Source organism: Aliiroseovarius sp. (genome assembly GCF_030148435.1).
GTDB lineage: Bacteria > Pseudomonadota > Alphaproteobacteria > Rhodobacterales > Rhodobacteraceae > JASBTN01.
In genome coordinates this window covers 1-15,024 of sequence record NZ_JASBTN010000040.1, presented here as the reverse complement: position 1 = coordinate 15,024, position 15,024 = coordinate 1, and the positions used below count along the sequence as shown (strand labels likewise).

General features: G+C 62.1%; 21 protein-coding genes. 15 read left to right on the top strand and 6 right to left on the bottom strand.

The window, feature by feature from the left end; all coding sequences use genetic code 11:
* The first annotated feature begins 22 nt into the window (after positions 1-22).
* The 6 genes from Q1V43_RS06975 (at position 23) to Q1V43_RS06950 (ending at position 4,056) form a co-directional block, all read left to right on the top strand.
* The gene (locus Q1V43_RS06975) at positions 23-310 is read left to right on the top strand and encodes a rod-binding protein (RefSeq protein WP_300515738.1); all 288 of its coding nucleotides are present in this window, start codon (positions 23-25) and stop codon (positions 308-310) included.
* The gene (locus Q1V43_RS06970; protein WP_300515735.1) at positions 297-659 is read left to right on the top strand and encodes a hypothetical protein; all 363 of its coding nucleotides are present in this window, start codon (positions 297-299) and stop codon (positions 657-659) included. The genes Q1V43_RS06975 and Q1V43_RS06970 overlap by 14 nt, the downstream gene beginning before the upstream one ends.
* Positions 660-884: 225 nt before the next feature.
* A complete protein-coding gene (locus Q1V43_RS06965) occupies positions 885-2,402 on the top strand; it encodes a flagellin (RefSeq protein ID WP_300515733.1) in 1,518 nt (505 codons plus the stop codon).
* Between the two features lie 90 nt (positions 2,403-2,492).
* Positions 2,493-2,861: a flagellar biosynthesis regulator FlaF gene (gene flaF / locus Q1V43_RS06960; RefSeq protein ID WP_366146210.1), complete on the top strand. Its 369-nt coding sequence runs from the start codon at positions 2,493-2,495 to the stop codon at positions 2,859-2,861.
* Positions 2,858-3,259: a flagellar biosynthesis repressor FlbT gene (flbT, locus tag Q1V43_RS06955; protein ID WP_300515729.1), complete on the top strand. Its 402-nt coding sequence runs from the start codon at positions 2,858-2,860 to the stop codon at positions 3,257-3,259. Before flaF ends, flbT begins: the two co-directional genes overlap by 4 nt.
* On the top strand, positions 3,256-4,056 hold the full coding sequence (locus tag Q1V43_RS06950; protein WP_300515728.1) for a DUF1217 domain-containing protein: 801 nt from the start codon (positions 3,256-3,258) through the stop codon (positions 4,054-4,056). The genes flbT and Q1V43_RS06950 overlap by 4 nt, the downstream gene beginning before the upstream one ends.
* A gap of 42 nt (positions 4,057-4,098) precedes the next feature.
* Here the strand turns inward: Q1V43_RS06950 and Q1V43_RS06945 are convergent, their stop codons facing one another.
* The gene (locus Q1V43_RS06945; protein ID WP_300515726.1) at positions 4,099-5,436 is read right to left on the bottom strand and encodes a FliI/YscN family ATPase; all 1,338 of its coding nucleotides are present in this window, start codon (positions 5,434-5,436) and stop codon (positions 4,099-4,101) included.
* An 85-nt stretch (positions 5,437-5,521) separates the two neighbouring features.
* On the opposite strand from Q1V43_RS06945, the gene Q1V43_RS06940 reads away from it, so the two are divergent.
* The 9 genes from Q1V43_RS06940 to Q1V43_RS06900 are packed head-to-tail and all read left to right on the top strand — an operon-like array spanning position 5,522 to position 10,096.
* Positions 5,522-5,914: a FlgB family protein gene (locus tag Q1V43_RS06940; protein WP_300515724.1), complete on the top strand. Its 393-nt coding sequence runs from the start codon at positions 5,522-5,524 to the stop codon at positions 5,912-5,914.
* 11 nt (positions 5,915-5,925) lie between these two features.
* On the top strand, positions 5,926-6,318 hold the full coding sequence (gene flgC, locus Q1V43_RS06935; RefSeq protein WP_300515721.1) for a flagellar basal body rod protein FlgC: 393 nt from the start codon (positions 5,926-5,928) through the stop codon (positions 6,316-6,318).
* A gap of 11 nt (positions 6,319-6,329) precedes the next feature.
* Entirely contained in the window at positions 6,330-6,623 is a 294-nt protein-coding gene (fliE, locus tag Q1V43_RS06930) for a flagellar hook-basal body complex protein FliE (protein ID WP_300515718.1), read from the top strand.
* A complete protein-coding gene (locus Q1V43_RS06925) occupies positions 6,620-6,889 on the top strand; it encodes a flagellar biosynthetic protein FliQ (RefSeq protein WP_300515716.1) in 270 nt (89 codons plus the stop codon). Before fliE ends, Q1V43_RS06925 begins: the two co-directional genes overlap by 4 nt.
* A 3-nt stretch (positions 6,890-6,892) precedes the next feature.
* Positions 6,893-7,612 carry a flagellar hook-basal body complex protein gene (locus tag Q1V43_RS06920; RefSeq protein ID WP_300515714.1) on the top strand — a complete coding sequence of 240 codons (720 nt, stop codon included), beginning with the start codon at positions 6,893-6,895 and terminating at the stop codon, positions 7,610-7,612.
* Positions 7,613-7,623: 11 nt separating this feature from the next.
* Positions 7,624-8,409 (top strand): flagellar basal-body rod protein FlgG, encoded by a 786-nt coding sequence (flgG, locus tag Q1V43_RS06915; RefSeq protein ID WP_300515711.1) that lies wholly within the window; start codon positions 7,624-7,626, stop codon positions 8,407-8,409.
* A complete protein-coding gene (flgA, locus tag Q1V43_RS06910; protein WP_300515708.1) occupies positions 8,409-8,840 on the top strand; it encodes a flagellar basal body P-ring formation chaperone FlgA in 432 nt (143 codons plus the stop codon). The genes flgG and flgA overlap by 1 nt, the downstream gene beginning before the upstream one ends.
* An 11-nt stretch (positions 8,841-8,851) precedes the next feature.
* Positions 8,852-9,580: a flagellar basal body L-ring protein FlgH gene (gene flgH, locus Q1V43_RS06905; protein ID WP_300515705.1), complete on the top strand. Its 729-nt coding sequence runs from the start codon at positions 8,852-8,854 to the stop codon at positions 9,578-9,580.
* Positions 9,581-9,592: 12 nt separating this feature from the next.
* Positions 9,593-10,096, top strand: a complete 504-nt coding sequence (locus Q1V43_RS06900) for a flagellar basal body-associated FliL family protein (protein WP_300515701.1) — start codon at positions 9,593-9,595, stop codon at positions 10,094-10,096.
* 6 nt (positions 10,097-10,102) lie between these two features.
* Here Q1V43_RS06900 and Q1V43_RS06895 read toward each other — a convergent pair whose 3' ends face one another.
* The 5 genes from Q1V43_RS06895 to Q1V43_RS06875 form a co-directional block, all read right to left on the bottom strand.
* Positions 10,103-10,486, bottom strand: coding sequence for a hypothetical protein (locus Q1V43_RS06895; RefSeq protein WP_300515698.1), 384 nt, complete (start codon positions 10,484-10,486; stop codon positions 10,103-10,105).
* A complete protein-coding gene (locus tag Q1V43_RS06890) occupies positions 10,483-11,580 on the bottom strand; it encodes a flagellar type III secretion system protein FlhB (RefSeq protein WP_300515695.1) in 1,098 nt (365 codons plus the stop codon). The genes Q1V43_RS06895 and Q1V43_RS06890 overlap by 4 nt, the downstream gene beginning before the upstream one ends.
* Complete coding sequence (locus tag Q1V43_RS06885) at positions 11,580-12,356, bottom strand: flagellar biosynthetic protein FliR (RefSeq protein ID WP_300515692.1); 777 nt, start codon at positions 12,354-12,356, stop codon at positions 11,580-11,582. Before Q1V43_RS06885 ends, Q1V43_RS06890 begins: the two co-directional genes overlap by 1 nt.
* On the bottom strand, positions 12,353-14,437 hold the full coding sequence (gene flhA / locus Q1V43_RS06880) for a flagellar biosynthesis protein FlhA (RefSeq protein WP_300515689.1): 2,085 nt from the start codon (positions 14,435-14,437) through the stop codon (positions 12,353-12,355). Before flhA ends, Q1V43_RS06885 begins: the two co-directional genes overlap by 4 nt.
* Before the next feature lie 314 nt (positions 14,438-14,751).
* A partial coding sequence (locus tag Q1V43_RS06875; RefSeq protein WP_300515686.1) for a hypothetical protein occupies positions 14,752-15,024 on the bottom strand: 273 nt, incomplete at its 5' end.

Sequence of the window (15,024 nt, the reverse complement as noted above, 5' to 3'; positions counted from 1 at the left end):
CGAAGCAATCGAAGGAAACGCCATGACGTCGATTTCCCCGATCTCTGCGGGCGCCCATCCCCCGGCGCCGACGCAGGATGACAAGATGATGCAGGCCGCCAGGGATCTGGAGGCAAACTTCCTGGCCGAGATGTTGAAAAGTGCGGGCCTGGGCAAGACTCCGGATCTGTTCGGCGGCGGCAGCGGCGAGGACCAGTTCGGGTCTTTTCTGCGCATGGCCCAGGCGGAGCAGATGGTCGAGGCCGGGGGAATCGGCCTGGCCGAAAGCCTGTTCGAAGCCTTGAAGGAGCGCGCAGATGGGGCTGTTTAAGCAGATCCGCGCCGAGGCAGCCCTGGAACGGCTGCTGGATCAGGAGCGGCAATTGATCCTGTCGGGACGCATTGATGCCCTGCCTCCGATTTCGGTGGAAAAGGACCGGCTCCTGACCCGGCTCGGCCAATCGCATGGCAACGCGGGCGACCTCGATCACCTGCGGCGCAAGGCGGATCGCAACCAGCAGCTTCTGCTGGCCATGGCACGCGGTATCCGCACCGTCTCGCGTCGGCTGGAAGCGCTGAAAGCCCAGCAGGGCGGGCGGGCGCGGTTCTCTACCTATGACCAGGGTGGGCGCTCCGCCCAGCTAATCCCAGGCAGGTCCCAGTTCGAACGGCGGGCCTGATCCACGTGTCGCAGTCCGATCAATCCCTCAAATTGAAATCATTCGGGAGACGGGTCTTAGGGTTCTTTTAGCACTTCGGATTCAGGCTGTGTCTGCATCCAGAGGGGGTGGCACGGAGCAGCCAAGCCTGAATGTCCGTATTGGTCAGAACGACCCTGAACCTGCTCGCAAAGGCAGAAACCCAAACCCGGCGCGAACGCGCTGAAAGACTGAAGGAACTCGTCAATGTCCAGCATTCTGACCAACAGCAGCGCGATGGTGGCGCTGCAGACGCTGAAATCAATCAACTCGAACCTGGCCGAAACCCAGTCCCAGATTTCGACCGGCAAGTCCGTCGGATCGGCCAAGGACAACGCGGCCGTCTGGGCGATCTCGAAAGTCATGGAATCCGATGTTAAAGGGTTTTCCGGCATTTCGGAAAGCCTGTCATTGGGGGAAAGCACCGTGGCCGTTGCCCGCCAGGCGACCGAAACGGTCACTGACCTGCTGACCGAGATCAAGGGCAAGGTCGTCGCCGCCCAGGAAGAAAACGTCGATCGCGAGAAGATCCAGACCGACATCAACGCCCTGCGCGACCAGATCAGCTCGGTCGTGAATGCCGCCCAGTTCAATGGCCTGAACATGGTCAAGGGCACCGAGGACGTGAACATCCTGTCGTCATTGGATCGCGCCTCGGACGGCACCGTGACCTCCAGCAACATCACCGTTGCCCGCCAGGACATGAGCACCGGTCAGGGGACTTTCGGCGCGGGTGCCTCGCTGGCCGCAAACGGCACTGCCAGCGATACGGCGGTGGCCAATACCGCAAACACGGCGATCGTGACCATCGGAAATACCTGGGCCGCAGGCGATGTCGCGAATATCACCGTGGCCGGGGTCGATCTGAGCTATACGCTCGGCACCGGCGAAGGGGCGAATGAGGCGGGTACGGCGCTGGCCGGTCAGATCAACGCCCTGGGCCTCACCGGGTTGACCGCATCGGACGACGGGTCGGGCAATGTGACCATCAGCTCGACGCGTGCCTTCGAGGACGTGTCGGTCGCCACCGCCGAAACAACGGCCGGTGACGGGGACGTGCTGATCACGACCCTAAACGGCACCGGCTCGCTGACGCTGACAAGCGGTGACATCGCAGAGCGTGCCGAAAACATCGCCTTCTCGACGTCCGCGGCGGTAAATGACGGTGACAGTTACAAAGTGACCGTGGGGGCTTCCTCCTTCGACTACATCGCCGGCAAGGGCGAGACGATGGAAGACGTGGCACGGGGGCTTAAGATCGCCATCGACTCGGCGGGCAACGCGGACCTGACCACTTCCGTCACGCAGGACAGCTCGACCGGGCAATGGTCGCTGAAGGTCGACAACAACGGTACCAGTGCAGCCTTCTCGTTGTCAGGGAACGCCGGCGGTGAAGCCTCGGGCGGCCTGTTCGGCTTGGCTTCGATCGACGTAACCACCAATGCCGGCGCCGATGCGGCGCTGGCCAACGTGGAAACCCTGATCGACAACTCGATCGACGCCTCGGCAGCTTTCGGTTCGGCCCAGGGCCGGATCGAGATTCAGAACGACTTCATCGGCAAGCTGAGCGACTCGTTGAAAGCGGGTATAGGCACCCTGGTGGATGCCGACATGGAAGCGGCATCGGCCCGTCTGCAGGCGCTTCAGGTGCAGCAACAGTTGGGCACCCAGGCGCTGTCGATTGCCAACCAGGCACCGCAGAACATCCTGTCGCTGTTCCGTTAACGATCTGAGGACGGGGCGCCAAAAGGCGTCCCGTCTTCCTTCATCGCTCCCTGATTTCAATCGTTAACGGAAGGAAACCCCGTGAACGCTATGAACATGGCCAAAACGGCTTACGCGGCAACTCGGAACACGGTTCGAACGCCACGTGGCGTCGAGTACGAGGCCTTTGCCCGCATTACCTACCGCCTAAAAAGCTCCGCCGAAGAAGGCCGGGCAGGTTTTGGGAAACTGGCTCAGGCCATTCATGAAAACCGCCGTCTCTGGACGCTGCTTGCCGCCGATGTGGCCGCCAAGGATAATGCCCTGCCGCCGGATCTACGCGCCCGCATTTTCTACCTGTCGGAATTCACCAACCAGCATTCGCGCAAGGTTCTGAAGGACCCCGCCGAGGCCGGCGTACTGGTCGAAATAAACACGGCCATCATGCGCGGTTTGAAACAGAAGGCGGAAGCGGCATGAGCGGTCTTGTTCTGAAACTCGGACCCAAGGAACGGGTTCTCATAAACGGGGCAGTAATCGAAAACGGCGACCGCCGGTCGCGCCTGGCGATCGTCAGCCCCAATGCCAACATCCTGCGCCTGCGCGACGCAATCCATCCGGAGGAGGTGACGTCTCCGGTCCGGCGCGTCTGCTATATTGCGCAGCTCGTCCTGTCAGGCGATGCAGACAAGGACGAGGCGCGCATGCAGCTCCTGCGTGGGATCGAACAGTTGAGCCAGGTCCTGACCGACCATGACAGTCGGATTCAGCTGGACCACGCGACCGAGGCTGTGCTGGAGGACCAGTTCTACCCGGCACTGAAAGCGCTGCGCGCGCTGCTGCCTCGTGAAGAACGACTGATGGCGGCGGCCTCATGACCTACCAGCCGGTCGTACCCTATGGCGGCATGGCCGGCTGGGCCTTCCTGCAACGCACGCAGGGGGCTCAGCAGGATGCGTTTGAGCAAAGCCCGGTGATCCAGCGCGACACCGACTATTTCCTCGAAAATATCGGCCGGATCGACACGGCCGAACAGCTGGTGAGTGATCGCCGGCTGCTCAACGTCGCCCTGGGCGCCTTCGGCTTGGATGAGGATATCGACAACTCGTATTTCATCCGAAAGGTCTTGGAAGACGGCACCCTGGACAGTGACGACCTGGCCAACAAGCTGACCGACAAGCGCTACCTGGACCTTGCCCAGGCCTTTGGCTTCGGCGATTATGGAATTCCCCGCACCAAGCTCAGCGATTTCGGGGCAGAGATCGTCAATGCTTACACGGAACGGCAATTCGAGATTGCCGTTGGCAACCAAAGCACCGAAATGCGCCTGATGATGGGGCTGGAACGAGACCTGGGGGCGGTCATGGACAAGGGCGCGTCAGACGCAGGCAAGTGGTATTCGATCATGGGCAACACCGCGCTACGCTCGGTGTTCGAAACGGCCTTCAGCCTGCCCGGTTCCTTCGGCGCACTGGATGTTGATGATCAACTGGTGCGGTTTCAGGACAAGGCGGAGGCCTATTTCGGTGAAAGGTCGGTCGATCAGTTCTCGAATCCGGAAAAGATGGAGGAACTGAGCCGCCTCTACCTGGCGAAATCCCAGATCAGCAATGGATCGATCACGCTTTCCGGCGGATCAATCGCCTTGACCCTGCTCCAAAACGCGTTCGGATGACTGGGCGACGCCGACGGTTGGCAGCCCATTTGCCACTCTGTATCAGCCCGGCCTCTCCGGTTTCTCCTCTACCATACAAGTACCAAGCCGACGGAAACTGGCCTGGGCATTGTCCCATTCGTCCTCCGTCAGGAAGGCATCCAGCTTCGGCCAGGCCTTGATCGCGGCATCAAGCACCGGATCGGTCCCTGCGGAGTAGAGTCCGGCCTGGATCATCATTTCGGACCGGTCATAGGCGCCCAAGCGCTGGCGGGCGGCCGAAATGAGCGCATTCTCGGCCTCTGACGCACATCCCGGAAGCGCACGAGAGACCGAGCGCAACAGGTCGATCGCCGGAAACCGCCCGCGTTCGGCGATCTTGCGGTCCAGCACAACGTGGCCATCCAGAACCCCGCGCAGGATGTCCGCGACCGGTTCCTCCATGTCGGACCCCGCCACCAGTACGGAATAGACCGCAGTGATGTCACCAACGGTGCCGGTGCCTGGGCCGGAACGTTCGCAAAGCGAAGTGATCTGGTGCGTGGTCGACGGGGGAAATCCACGCAGGGACCCGTCTTCGCCAGAGGCCAGCGCAATTTCGCGATGTGCTTCGGCAAACCGCGTCACCGAATCAGCCAGGAGCAGCACATGTTTGCCCTGGTCGCGAAAGTGCTCCGCCACCGCCATCATGGCCCAGCCGCAACGGCGGCGGACCAAGGGGGATTGGTCCGAGGTTGCGGCCACCACGACCGCGCGCTTCATACCTTCGGAGCCCAGGACACGCTCGACGAACTCGCGCACCTCACGGCCACGTTCACCGATAAGCCCGATCACCACCACATCCGCGTGCACCCCGCGTGCAAGTTTGGCCAGCAGAGTGGATTTCCCCACGCCTGAGCCCGCAAAAAGCCCGATCCTCTGCCCACGCACGAGCGGCAACAGCGTATTGAATACCGCCATGCCGGTTTCCAGTCGGGGGCCCAGTACGCGCCGTTCTGTGGGGTTCATGGGAGTGCCACGCAAGGGTCGCGGTTCGGCCCCGCGCAGGATCGGCCTCCCGTCGAGCGCCTGGCCGAACGGATCGATCACGCGACCGATCCAACTGTCATCCGGTGCAATCTGGTTGGCGCCGCGCAAGGACACAGCGGCGCCGATCTGCAACCCCTCGACGTCGCCGTCAGGCAAGACCATCACCCTGTCGGCCGAGAGGTTCAGCACTTCGCCCAGCCGCCCCCTTTTGCCGGGCGGTCCGATTTCGACCAGATCGCCTTGAGCGGCCACATCGGACAGGCCCGACACTTCCAGCGTGCCGCGCCCGATTTCGACCACCCGCCCGATATCGCGCACAGGGTGTACGGCCGCCACCTCTGCGGTCAGTTGATCAAAGCCGATTGTCTGCATTTCGGAGGGCTCCTGTCTGTCTGAAACCCTTTCTAAAGGAATCAGGGTTAAGCCTTGGTTGAAACCAATCGAGGGAGAAGCCCCGATGTTCGACAAACTGGAAATTTTCCGCATGAGCCAGGGCCTGGCCATGCATGCCGCCAAGCGGCAATCGACGATCGCGCAGAATGTCGCGAATGCGGATACGCCTGGCTACCGCGCGAGGGACATTGCATCATTTGCCGAGACCTATGCGCCACTGGCCACAGATGGCATGCGCGCCACACGGGCGGGGCACCTGAATGTCACTTCCGGCCCGCATGAGGTTGCCCAGGCGCGCGAAGCGCTGCGCCCCGGCGCCGTTTCACCCAATGGCAACACCGTTTCGCTTGAAACCGAAGTCATGGCCTCCGCCTCTGCAAAGGGCGACTACGACCTGGCCTTGGGTGTTTATCAGAGCTCGCTACGCATCATGCGCGCTAGCCTGGGAAAGCAGTGAGGGGGTGAAAGATGAGTGATTTTCGCGCCTCCACCGCCGCGTCGGCCTCGGGCATGCAGGCCCAGGCCAACCGCCTGCGCCATGTCTCGGAAAATATCGCCAATGTGGACACGCCCGGCTACCGCCGCAAGATCGTGTCCTTCGACCAGGTGCTCGACGGGGGCCGGGCAACCGGGCAAGTGGAAACCGGCCCGCTCAAACTGGATCAAAGCGCCCTGCCGCAGATTTACGACCCCTCGCACCCATTGGCGAGTGAAACCGGCTACTACGAAGGATCGAACGTCAATCTGGTGGTCGAAATCGCCGACGCGCGGGAAGCGCAGCGTTCCTACGAGGCAAACCTCAAGATGTTTGACCAGGCACGTCAGATGAAGAGCAGCCTGCTCGATCTTCTCCGCAGATAGGAGGGTCCAGAATGGACATCAAATCCGCATTTGCCGCACAAGGCTATGCCGCCACCCGCCCGGCCACGGCGCCAACGCCGCAGACCGGAGGCCCGGACGGGTCCGATTTCGCGGGAGTGGCCCGCGACTTCGCCCAGACAATTCGCGAGGGAGAACAGACCGCCATGGCCGCGATGGCCGGCGACGCCGACCCACATGCGCTTGTCCAGGCCCTGGCCCAGACCGAATTGGCGGTCGAAACCGCCGTCACCGTGCGCAACAAAGTGGTCGAGGCCTACCAGGAAATCCTGAGGATGCCGGTATGATGGATGAGGTCATCTTCTACGACACGCTGCGTGCTGGGCTATGGAACGCGGTTTTGATCGCGCTTCCGATCCTGACTGTCGCCCTTGCCGCCGGCGTCGCGGTGGGCCTGTTCCAGGCACTTACCTCGATCCAGGAACTGACCCTGACCTTCGTGCCGAAACTGGCTGCGATCCTCGCCGTGTTCTGGGTCTCGATGAGTTTCATGACCGAAACGCTGGTGGGCTTCTTCCAGGCCACCATCATCACGTTGATCGCGGGAGGATAAGCCATGGACAACGCCAGTTACACCACTCTGACCCGCCAAGCGGGTCTGCTGCGTGAAATGCAGAGCGTGGCCAACAACATCGCCAACTCCGCCACCACCGGTTATCGGTCGCAGAACGTAATCTTCTCGGAATTCGTAAAGGCATTGGAGCCGGGCGAGCCCTCCCTGTCCATGGCCACGGCGAACACCCGCTCGATCAGCCTGATCCAGGGCGCGCTGACCCAGACCAATGGCACCTTCGATTTCGCGGTTGAGGGCGAAGGCTTCTTCATGGTCGAAGGGCCCGAAGGCCCGCTCCTGACCCGCGCGGGTTCCTTCACGCCAAATGGCGAAGGCGAGCTGGTCACTCCCGACGGGCTGCGCCTGCTGGACCTGGGCGGCGCGCCGATCTTTGCCCCGCCCGATGCGGCCAGTATCTCGGTCGCCGCCGATGGCACCCTGTCGGCCGACGGCCGCCCACTGACTCAGATCGGCCTGTTCGTGCCCGCCGATCCGACCGACCTGCAATACCGGGACGGGGTGCGGTTTGACGCCCCCGGCGGCACCGAGGCGGTGATCGAGGGCGCCGCCATCCTGCAGGGCTATGTTGAAGGGTCCAACGTCGACCCGGTGGGCGAGATCGCCCGCATGATCGAGGTTCAACGCTCCTATGAGCTGGGCCAGACCTTCCTGGAACGCGAGGACGAGCGCATCCGCGCGGTTTCGCAGACCGTCATCAAGTAGAGGAACCCACCATGCGTGCCCTGAAAATCGCCGCCACCGGGATGCTCGCCCAGCAGATGCGGGTCGAGACGATCTCGAACAACCTCGCCAATATGAACACAACCGCCTACAACGCGCGCAAGGCGGAATTCGCCGACCTGCACTACCAGCAGATGGCGCGCCCCGGCACGATCAATGCGGCCGACGGTACCGTGCTGCCGACAGGTGTCCAACTGGGTCTGGGGGTGCGCCCCGCCGCGGTCTCGATGATGGTCGAACAGGGGGCCCTGGCCCAGACCGGCGGCGAGCTCGACCTGGCGGTCGAGGGCTCCGGATATCTTGAAGTCACCCTTCCATCCGGCCAATCCGCCTATACCCGCGATGGAGGACTGAAAATGACCGGCGATGGTCAAGTTGTAACTTCGGACGGCTATGTGGTCGTGCCTGACCTGACCATTCCCAACGATGCGTTGCGGGTCACGATCAACGCCGATGGCGAGGTTTACGCCTATTTCAACAACCAGATCGAACCAGAGCTCCTGGGCCAGTTCACACTGGCCAATTTCACCAACCAGAAGGGGCTGCAGGCGATCGGCTCGAACCTGTACCTGGAGACCGAGGCTTCGGGACCGGCCACCGTTTCCGTCCCCGGCGAGGACGGGTTGGGTTCCCTGCGACAGGGCTACCTGGAAAACAGCTCGGTCGATGCGGTGCGCGAAATCACCGAGCTGATCGAAGCGCAGCGTGGCTATGAACTGAACTCCAAGGTGATTTCGGCCGCCGACCAGATGCTCGCCGCAACCACACAGGTGCGCTGATGATCCGAATCCTTGCCCTCTTGCTGATGAGCACGCCGGCCTTCGCCGAAATCATCGTGCCGACCCGCACCATTCGCAGCCAGGCGATCCTGGGCCCTGGCGACGTGCAGCTTATCCAGGGGGAGGCGCCCGGCACTTATGTCGCGCTGGACGAGGTGGTGGGCCAGGAGGCCCGCGTCGTGCTTTATGCCGGGCGCCCGATCCGGATCGAAGATATCGGCCCACCTGCCCTGATCGAACGCAACCAGATCGTCACGATCTATTATGTCTCCGGGCCGCTGATCATCGCGGCCGAGGCCCGCTCCCTGTCGCGCGGCGGCATTGGAGATACGATCCGCGCCATGAACCTCGGCTCGCGCAACACGGTCACCGGCATCATCCGCGCCGACGGCACCGTGACCGTCAATCCGCCCACCATTCCCTCCATGTAAAGGACACAGACATGCGGCGCCTTGCCTTCCTTATATCCCTCGTTCTTGCCGCTTCCGCCTGCGGGCGGCTGGAAAACGTCGGTAAAGCCCCGGCCATGACCCCGGTCGAAGGGGGCACGGAATATGCGGCGATGAACCGCGCGGGCCTGCCGGTTGACACCGAAGGCCAGCGCCCTGTTGACCGCGCCTCACTCTGGAGCGGCGGACGGCAGTCGCTGCTGGGGGACCGCCGCGCCCAGGCCTCGGGTGACATTCTGACCGTGGTCATTGAAATCAACGACCAGGCGGAGTTTTCGAACGATTCGGCGCGCTCACGCAGCGGAACGGAAACCATGGGCGTGCCGCATCTGTTCGGCATACCGCAAACCGTGGACCAGGTGTTGCCGACCGGGGCAACCATGGGATCGGCTGTCGAGACCACCTCGAACAGTGCTTCCTCGGGCAGCGGCTCGACCAAACGGAACGAGAAATTGACCCTGCGTGTCGCCGCCACCGTGATCGGCACCCTGCCCAATGGCGTACTGCAGATCCAGGGCACTCAGGAAGTGCGGGTGAACTTCGAACTGCGCGAGCTGATCGTGACCGGTTTCGTACGACCCGAGGACATCTCGCGCCAGAATGAAATTCCCTATGACAAGATCGCCTCGGCCCGCATTTCCTACGGTGGCCGTGGTCAGATCACCGATGTGCAGCAACCCCGCTATGGCCAGCAGGTTGCCGATATCATCCTTCCCTTCTGATCCGAGGTTCCCATGGGCAAGATTCTTCCCATCCTTCTGGCATTGATCGGTCTTGGCGGCGGCGTGGGCGCGGGGCTGCTGCTCCGCCCCGAACCGGAAGTGGTCGAGATCACCCCCTGCGGAGATCTCGGTGCGGACGTGCAGCACGCCGCCGTTCCAGACGGCGAGGAGGCAATTGAAAACGATGCGGCAACTGGTGATTTCATCAAGATGAACAACCAGTTCGTCGTGCCCGTCATTGCCGATGGTCAAGTATCGGCCCTGGTAGTCATGTCCCTGAACCTTGAGGTCAAGGCCGGCAGTACCGAAAAATTCTATCAGCGTGAGCCCCGTCTGCGCAGCGAATTTCTGGACGTGCTCTTTGCCCACTCCAATGTTGGCGGGTTCGACGGGGTGTTTACCGACAGCGCCAAACTGAGTTCGCTGCGCAAGGCGTTGAAAGAGGTGGCAGTCAAGACAATGGGCAATTCGGTCATCGACGTGTTGATCACCGATTTCGTGCGCCAGGACATCTGACGCCGCTCAGCTCTGCCGCGACTGCTTTCTCAACCGCGCCTCCCGCGCACGAGTTTGCAATGCCTCGATTGCCTGAGCCCTCCCGAAAGACCGTTTCGCCCGCGCCAGCTTGTCTTCGCGGTCGGCCATCAGCTCCGCAATTTGGCGACGCAATTCGGCCTTCTGAAGGCAGACCCATTCCACCCAGGTTTGATCCCGGCCATTGCACAGTGCCAGATCTTCTTCCCGCGCCACTGCTGCAGTCCGGGCACGCGCAGACAGTTGCGCGTCGAGCTCGTCTACCCGCGCCCGAAGCGCGTCGATCCGCTCGGACAGCTCGCGCAGCACGACAAGATCGCCGTCCAGAACCATTTGCCCGATCCGGGCCATATCGGCCAACCCCTTGCTCATCGCATGCGCACAGTGCTGTTCCTGGCCTTGGTCCGCATCTTCTCGGCGAAACGGATCGCAGCGGCCACAGCCTGGTAGTGTTCGGGGTGAATTTCCTGGCCGATGTCCACCAGAGCATGCAACGATCGGGCGGTTGGCGGATCGCGATGGATCGGCACTCCGGCTTCCGCAGCCACCTCGCGAATACGCGCGGCCACTTCGTCGGTCCCCTTGGCCAAGCAAACCGGCGCCTCGCCGGGCAGGCGCGACCATTTAAGCGCAACCGCGTAGTGAGTCGGGTTGACCACAACGACATCGGCGTCCGGAACATCCCGGATCCCCTGGTTCATTGCGATGTCATACCCTTTCTGGCGGCGTTGTTGCTTGACGTGTGGGTCTCCCTCGTTCTGCTTGGCCTCATCCGTCAACTCCTTGTGGGACATGCGGTTCTTGCGCAAGTGCTCTTGGTATTGCCACATGAAATCAACCCCGCCGAGCACCAGAGAAACCAGCAAGACGATACCAAAAAACTGTACGCAGAGCGTCAAAAGAACGGTGGTTGCCATTGCCGGTTCAACGCCGATCGAACCGATGACCTCGGGCAATTTCTGCCACAAAAAGACCCCCAGGATGATCGAGAAGATGGTGAGCTTGGCGAAACTCTTGGCAAACTCGAACAACCCGCTGCGCCCGAATTTATTCTTTGCGTTTGACAGCGGCGAGATACGGTTCAGCTTCGGCGTCAGCTTTTCGGGCGCGACCACCACACCGCGCGTGGCCACCAGCACCGCAAGGGCAGCTACAGCCGGCAACAGGAACCAGGGCGCGAGCAACCCCGCCAGATCCAGGAGCAGGGTGCCCGCGAAAGTCTGCCCACCGCCACTGAACACCTCGATTGCCAAGCTATCGGCGCGGGCGAAAATCCCGGCCAGCTCGGCGCCGACACCTTTCAAATTGGTGGCACCGATGGCCGTGGCAGCGACCAGCAATCCGGCATAGGACGCCGCCGTGGTCAGGTCGGCAGAACGCGGGATTTCCCCCTTCTTGCGGGCATCGTCCAGTTTCTTCTGGGTCGCTTCATGTTGCTTGTCCTGGTCGTCCGAGCCATCAGCCATCACCAAGCTCCAAACGGGGCATTGAGGAACAGATCCAGCGCGCGGATCCAGGTAGACAGCAGGACCGGAGCGGTCAGGAACAACAGGATCAATCCCGCCGCAGTGATCGCGGGCGCACCGACGAAGGCCACCATCAGTTGCGGCATCGCACGGTTGATGACACCCAATGCCACGTTGTAGATCAGCGAGGCGATCACAAATGGCGCAGCCAGGGTAAACGCCAGGCCGAAGGCCTTTGCGATACGCGCAACACCCCATTGCGACAGCAGATCACCGCCCGGCATCTGCCCAGCCGGCAGAATGTCGTATGACAGGATCAACACCTGGGCCAGGCGCACATGCAAGCCAAGCATCACGGCCAGGGCCAGCCCCGCGACCAACAGCACATGGCCGATCGCTGGCTGCGGCTCCACCGTATCCCCACCGAAAATCTGTGCCAGTGAAGTCGATTGCGCGGCGATGCTGCCGGCGATCTGCAGCGCCAGCACGAACAGGCGGATCACGATTCCAATGGCCAGTCCGGCCACCGCCTCGGTGATCAGGAAGAAACCCGGCAGGGTTCCCGCATCGAGTCGTGTCTGCAAGCTTGTGGCAACGGCCGGAAACACGATCGCGGTAAAGGCCAGGGCCAGAACCAGGCGGATGCGTTCCGGGATCGAGCGTTCGCCGAAGGCCGGCAGCAGGGCCATGGCCGCTCCTACCCGCAGAAACACGATCCCGGCGAGTACCAGCCAGCCCCGTCCCATGGCCACCAGCTCTGCGAACATCTCGTTCATGCCGGGATCAACCCGACCAGGGATGGCCGTGCTTCTGTTCCGATCTCTTCGAATGAGAATACAGGGTTGGCAATACCCTTTGCGCTCATCACCGTACGCAGAAAGCGGCGCCTTCGGGTCGAAGTGACCAGCGCCGGATAAATCCCATCCGCCCCCGCCCGCGCAATGCGTTCGGCGATCGAACTGGCAAGGCGATTGAAGTCCTCGGGCGGCAGGGCCACGTCACTGGACCCACGTTCGCCGTTGAGCTGATAGGTGGTGAAAGTCTGCTCCCACTCCGGCGCCAACTGAACCAGTGGCAAGGTGCCGTCTTCACGCTTCAATTCGGCAACCAGTTGGAAGCCGAGGCGCTGGCGCACATGTTCGCAAATTCCCTCCGGGGTCGGAATGGCGGCACGGGCTTCGGCGATGGCTTCGAGGATCAGGGGCAGGTTCCGGACCGAGACCCGCTCCTCCAACAGCAAACGCAGCACCGTCAGAAGCAGATCCATCGGCACCTTCTCCGGGACCAGGTCGTCCAGCAATCGCTTATTGGCCTCGGCGCGGGCCGGATCGGACAGGTTGGTGAATTCATCCAGCAGGCGGCGCAGGGCCTTCATGCTCAGAAGCCGGCCGAAATTGCGTTTCATGACTTCAAGCAGGTGGGTGGCCAGCACCTCTGTCGGGGACACCACGGTACCACCTTGCAAGGCCACCGCCTCTTGCTCCGCAATCGGAATCCAGCGAGCGGGCGCGCCATAGACCGGTTCCTTGACATCTTCGCCCGGGGGCAGATCAGCCTCGGTCCCGGTCAGGATCGCAAGCGCCATGTCCGGCTCCAATCGGTCTCGGGCCTGTTCGACCCCCTGGATGCTGACCACATATTGCCCGGTTGGCAGGGCGGCATTGTCGGTCAACCGGATCTCGGGAAGGATCAGGCCGAACACCGTGGCAACATGGTTGCGCATGTTGGCGATACGGGCATCCAGTCCGGTTGCCGGGTCTAGCACCATGGCGACGAGGTCCGGAGCGAACTCGACATGGATATCGTCGAGGTCCAGAACATCCCCCATGCTTTCAGCGCGCACCGGTTCCTCCCGGTCCGTGGTAGCTGCTTCCTCGTCGGCTGTTTTGCGCGCATTGCGGTGCACCCACCAGGCCGCCCCGCACAGCACCGCAGCCCCGGCCACGAAGGGGATGAAGGGCAGACCGGGCACCAGGGCGAACAGCGCCATGAGAACACCGACCGTGGCCAGAGCGGGCGGGTAGCGGCCAAGCTGCGAAAACAGCGCCATGTCGGTTGACCCCGTCGCCCCGCCACGCGCCAGAAGCAGCGCGGATGCGATCGAGATGATGACCGCGGGGATCTGGCTTACCAGCCCGTCACCGACGGTCAGAATCGCATAGGTTTCGAACGCACGGGCCAGTTCCATGTCGTGGATGACAATGCCGATGATCAGGCCCATGGTCATGTTCAGAAGGGTGATCAGAAGACCCGCGATGGCATCGCCCTTGACGAATTTCGACGCGCCGTCCAGCGACCCGAAGAATGTCGTCTCCTGCTGTTCCCTTTCGCGACGCGCCTTGGCCTCGGCATGGTCGATCGCACCCGCCGACATGTCGCTGTCGATCGCCAACTGCTTGCCGGGCATACCATCCAGGGCAAACCGCGCGCCCACTTCAGCCATGCGCGCCGCCCCCTTGGTAATCACGATGAAATTGACGATCAGCAGCACGCAGAAAACTACCAGCCCCAGAAACACACTGCCCGACATCACGAAATTGGCGAACCCTTCGATTACGTCCCCGGCGGCCCCTGTCCCGCTATGCCCTTCACCGATGATCAGCTTGGTCGAGGACACGTTCAGCGACAGGCGCAACATCAGGCTCGCCAACAACACGGTCGGGAAGGCTGAAAAGTCCAGCGGACGTTCGATGAAGAGTGTCACGGTAAACATCAGGATTGCCAAGGCAAAGGAGGCCGCCAGCCCGATATCCAGCACCCAGGCGGGCATCGGCAGAATCATCATTACAATGACCGCCATGAGCGCCAAGGCCAGCAGAATTGTCGGCTTGAAAATGGTCGAGAGGTCCAGCGTCATCGCACGGTCGTCCCACGGTCAGACGCGGCGGGATCGTGGAGGTCGCGCTGGAGAAACAGGAAGCCAACGTCACCAGCTGATCCGGTTTCGCCCCAGAGAAATGAAGCCATTCCCTTAGGTTCCAGCCTCGGGGAACGGTGGAGCCCCCACGGCGGAGAAACGTCGGTTACAGTTGAGATCGGCCGTAAGAACACGAACTTACGTCGTTTTCGTGGCCCTGCGGATTGTCCCATATTCGTCGCATTTCTTGCTGACTTCATCGAAAGTCAGGGTAGGAACAATTGGTTTACAATTGGTAACCATCTGCCTCTGTGTCAGGGGTTTTCAGTCTGCTCCAGCAAAGATGTCAGTGCGAACCGCGCCCGTTGGCTCCTGGACAAAACATCCTGGCCCTGCGTCATTGCATTTTCCGGCTCCTTCCCCCGTTCCAACATTTCGGAGCCCGTTGCCCTTTCCCCTAGAATGATCCGCGCCACATCCTGATACGGCGAATTCCCAGCCTGTTCGAGCTGCGCCCAGTCTCCGGCCAGCCAGGCCGCGTCCCATTGTGCCCGCTGCTCGCCGATCTTCGCCCAGCTGAGCGAGGC

What these genes read in the sequence shown, in the direction of transcription:
- Q1V43_RS06975 (WP_300515738.1), top strand. Translation starts at nt 23, where the DNA reads ATGACGTCGATTTCCCCGATCTCTGCGGGCGCCCATCCCCCGGCGCCG.
- Q1V43_RS06970 (WP_300515735.1), top strand. Translation starts at nt 297, where the DNA reads ATGGGGCTGTTTAAGCAGATCCGCGCCGAGGCAGCCCTGGAACGGCTG.
- Q1V43_RS06965 (WP_300515733.1), top strand. Translation starts at nt 885, where the DNA reads ATGTCCAGCATTCTGACCAACAGCAGCGCGATGGTGGCGCTGCAGACG.
- flaF (WP_366146210.1), top strand. Translation starts at nt 2,493, where the DNA reads ATGAACATGGCCAAAACGGCTTACGCGGCAACTCGGAACACGGTTCGA.
- flbT (WP_300515729.1), top strand. Translation starts at nt 2,858, where the DNA reads ATGAGCGGTCTTGTTCTGAAACTCGGACCCAAGGAACGGGTTCTCATA.
- Q1V43_RS06950 (WP_300515728.1), top strand. Translation starts at nt 3,256, where the DNA reads ATGACCTACCAGCCGGTCGTACCCTATGGCGGCATGGCCGGCTGGGCC.
- Q1V43_RS06945 (WP_300515726.1), bottom strand. Translation starts at nt 5,436, where the DNA reads ATGCAGACAATCGGCTTTGATCAACTGACCGCAGAGGTGGCGGCCGTA.
- Q1V43_RS06940 (WP_300515724.1), top strand. Translation starts at nt 5,522, where the DNA reads ATGTTCGACAAACTGGAAATTTTCCGCATGAGCCAGGGCCTGGCCATG.
- flgC (WP_300515721.1), top strand. Translation starts at nt 5,926, where the DNA reads ATGAGTGATTTTCGCGCCTCCACCGCCGCGTCGGCCTCGGGCATGCAG.
- fliE (WP_300515718.1), top strand. Translation starts at nt 6,330, where the DNA reads ATGGACATCAAATCCGCATTTGCCGCACAAGGCTATGCCGCCACCCGC.
- Q1V43_RS06925 (WP_300515716.1), top strand. Translation starts at nt 6,620, where the DNA reads ATGATGGATGAGGTCATCTTCTACGACACGCTGCGTGCTGGGCTATGG.
- Q1V43_RS06920 (WP_300515714.1), top strand. Translation starts at nt 6,893, where the DNA reads ATGGACAACGCCAGTTACACCACTCTGACCCGCCAAGCGGGTCTGCTG.
- flgG (WP_300515711.1), top strand. Translation starts at nt 7,624, where the DNA reads ATGCGTGCCCTGAAAATCGCCGCCACCGGGATGCTCGCCCAGCAGATG.
- flgA (WP_300515708.1), top strand. Translation starts at nt 8,409, where the DNA reads ATGATCCGAATCCTTGCCCTCTTGCTGATGAGCACGCCGGCCTTCGCC.
- flgH (WP_300515705.1), top strand. Translation starts at nt 8,852, where the DNA reads ATGCGGCGCCTTGCCTTCCTTATATCCCTCGTTCTTGCCGCTTCCGCC.
- Q1V43_RS06900 (WP_300515701.1), top strand. Translation starts at nt 9,593, where the DNA reads ATGGGCAAGATTCTTCCCATCCTTCTGGCATTGATCGGTCTTGGCGGC.
- Q1V43_RS06895 (WP_300515698.1), bottom strand. Translation starts at nt 10,486, where the DNA reads ATGAGCAAGGGGTTGGCCGATATGGCCCGGATCGGGCAAATGGTTCTG.
- Q1V43_RS06890 (WP_300515695.1), bottom strand. Translation starts at nt 11,580, where the DNA reads ATGGCTGATGGCTCGGACGACCAGGACAAGCAACATGAAGCGACCCAG.
- Q1V43_RS06885 (WP_300515692.1), bottom strand. Translation starts at nt 12,356, where the DNA reads ATGAACGAGATGTTCGCAGAGCTGGTGGCCATGGGACGGGGCTGGCTG.
- flhA (WP_300515689.1), bottom strand. Translation starts at nt 14,437, where the DNA reads ATGACGCTGGACCTCTCGACCATTTTCAAGCCGACAATTCTGCTGGCC.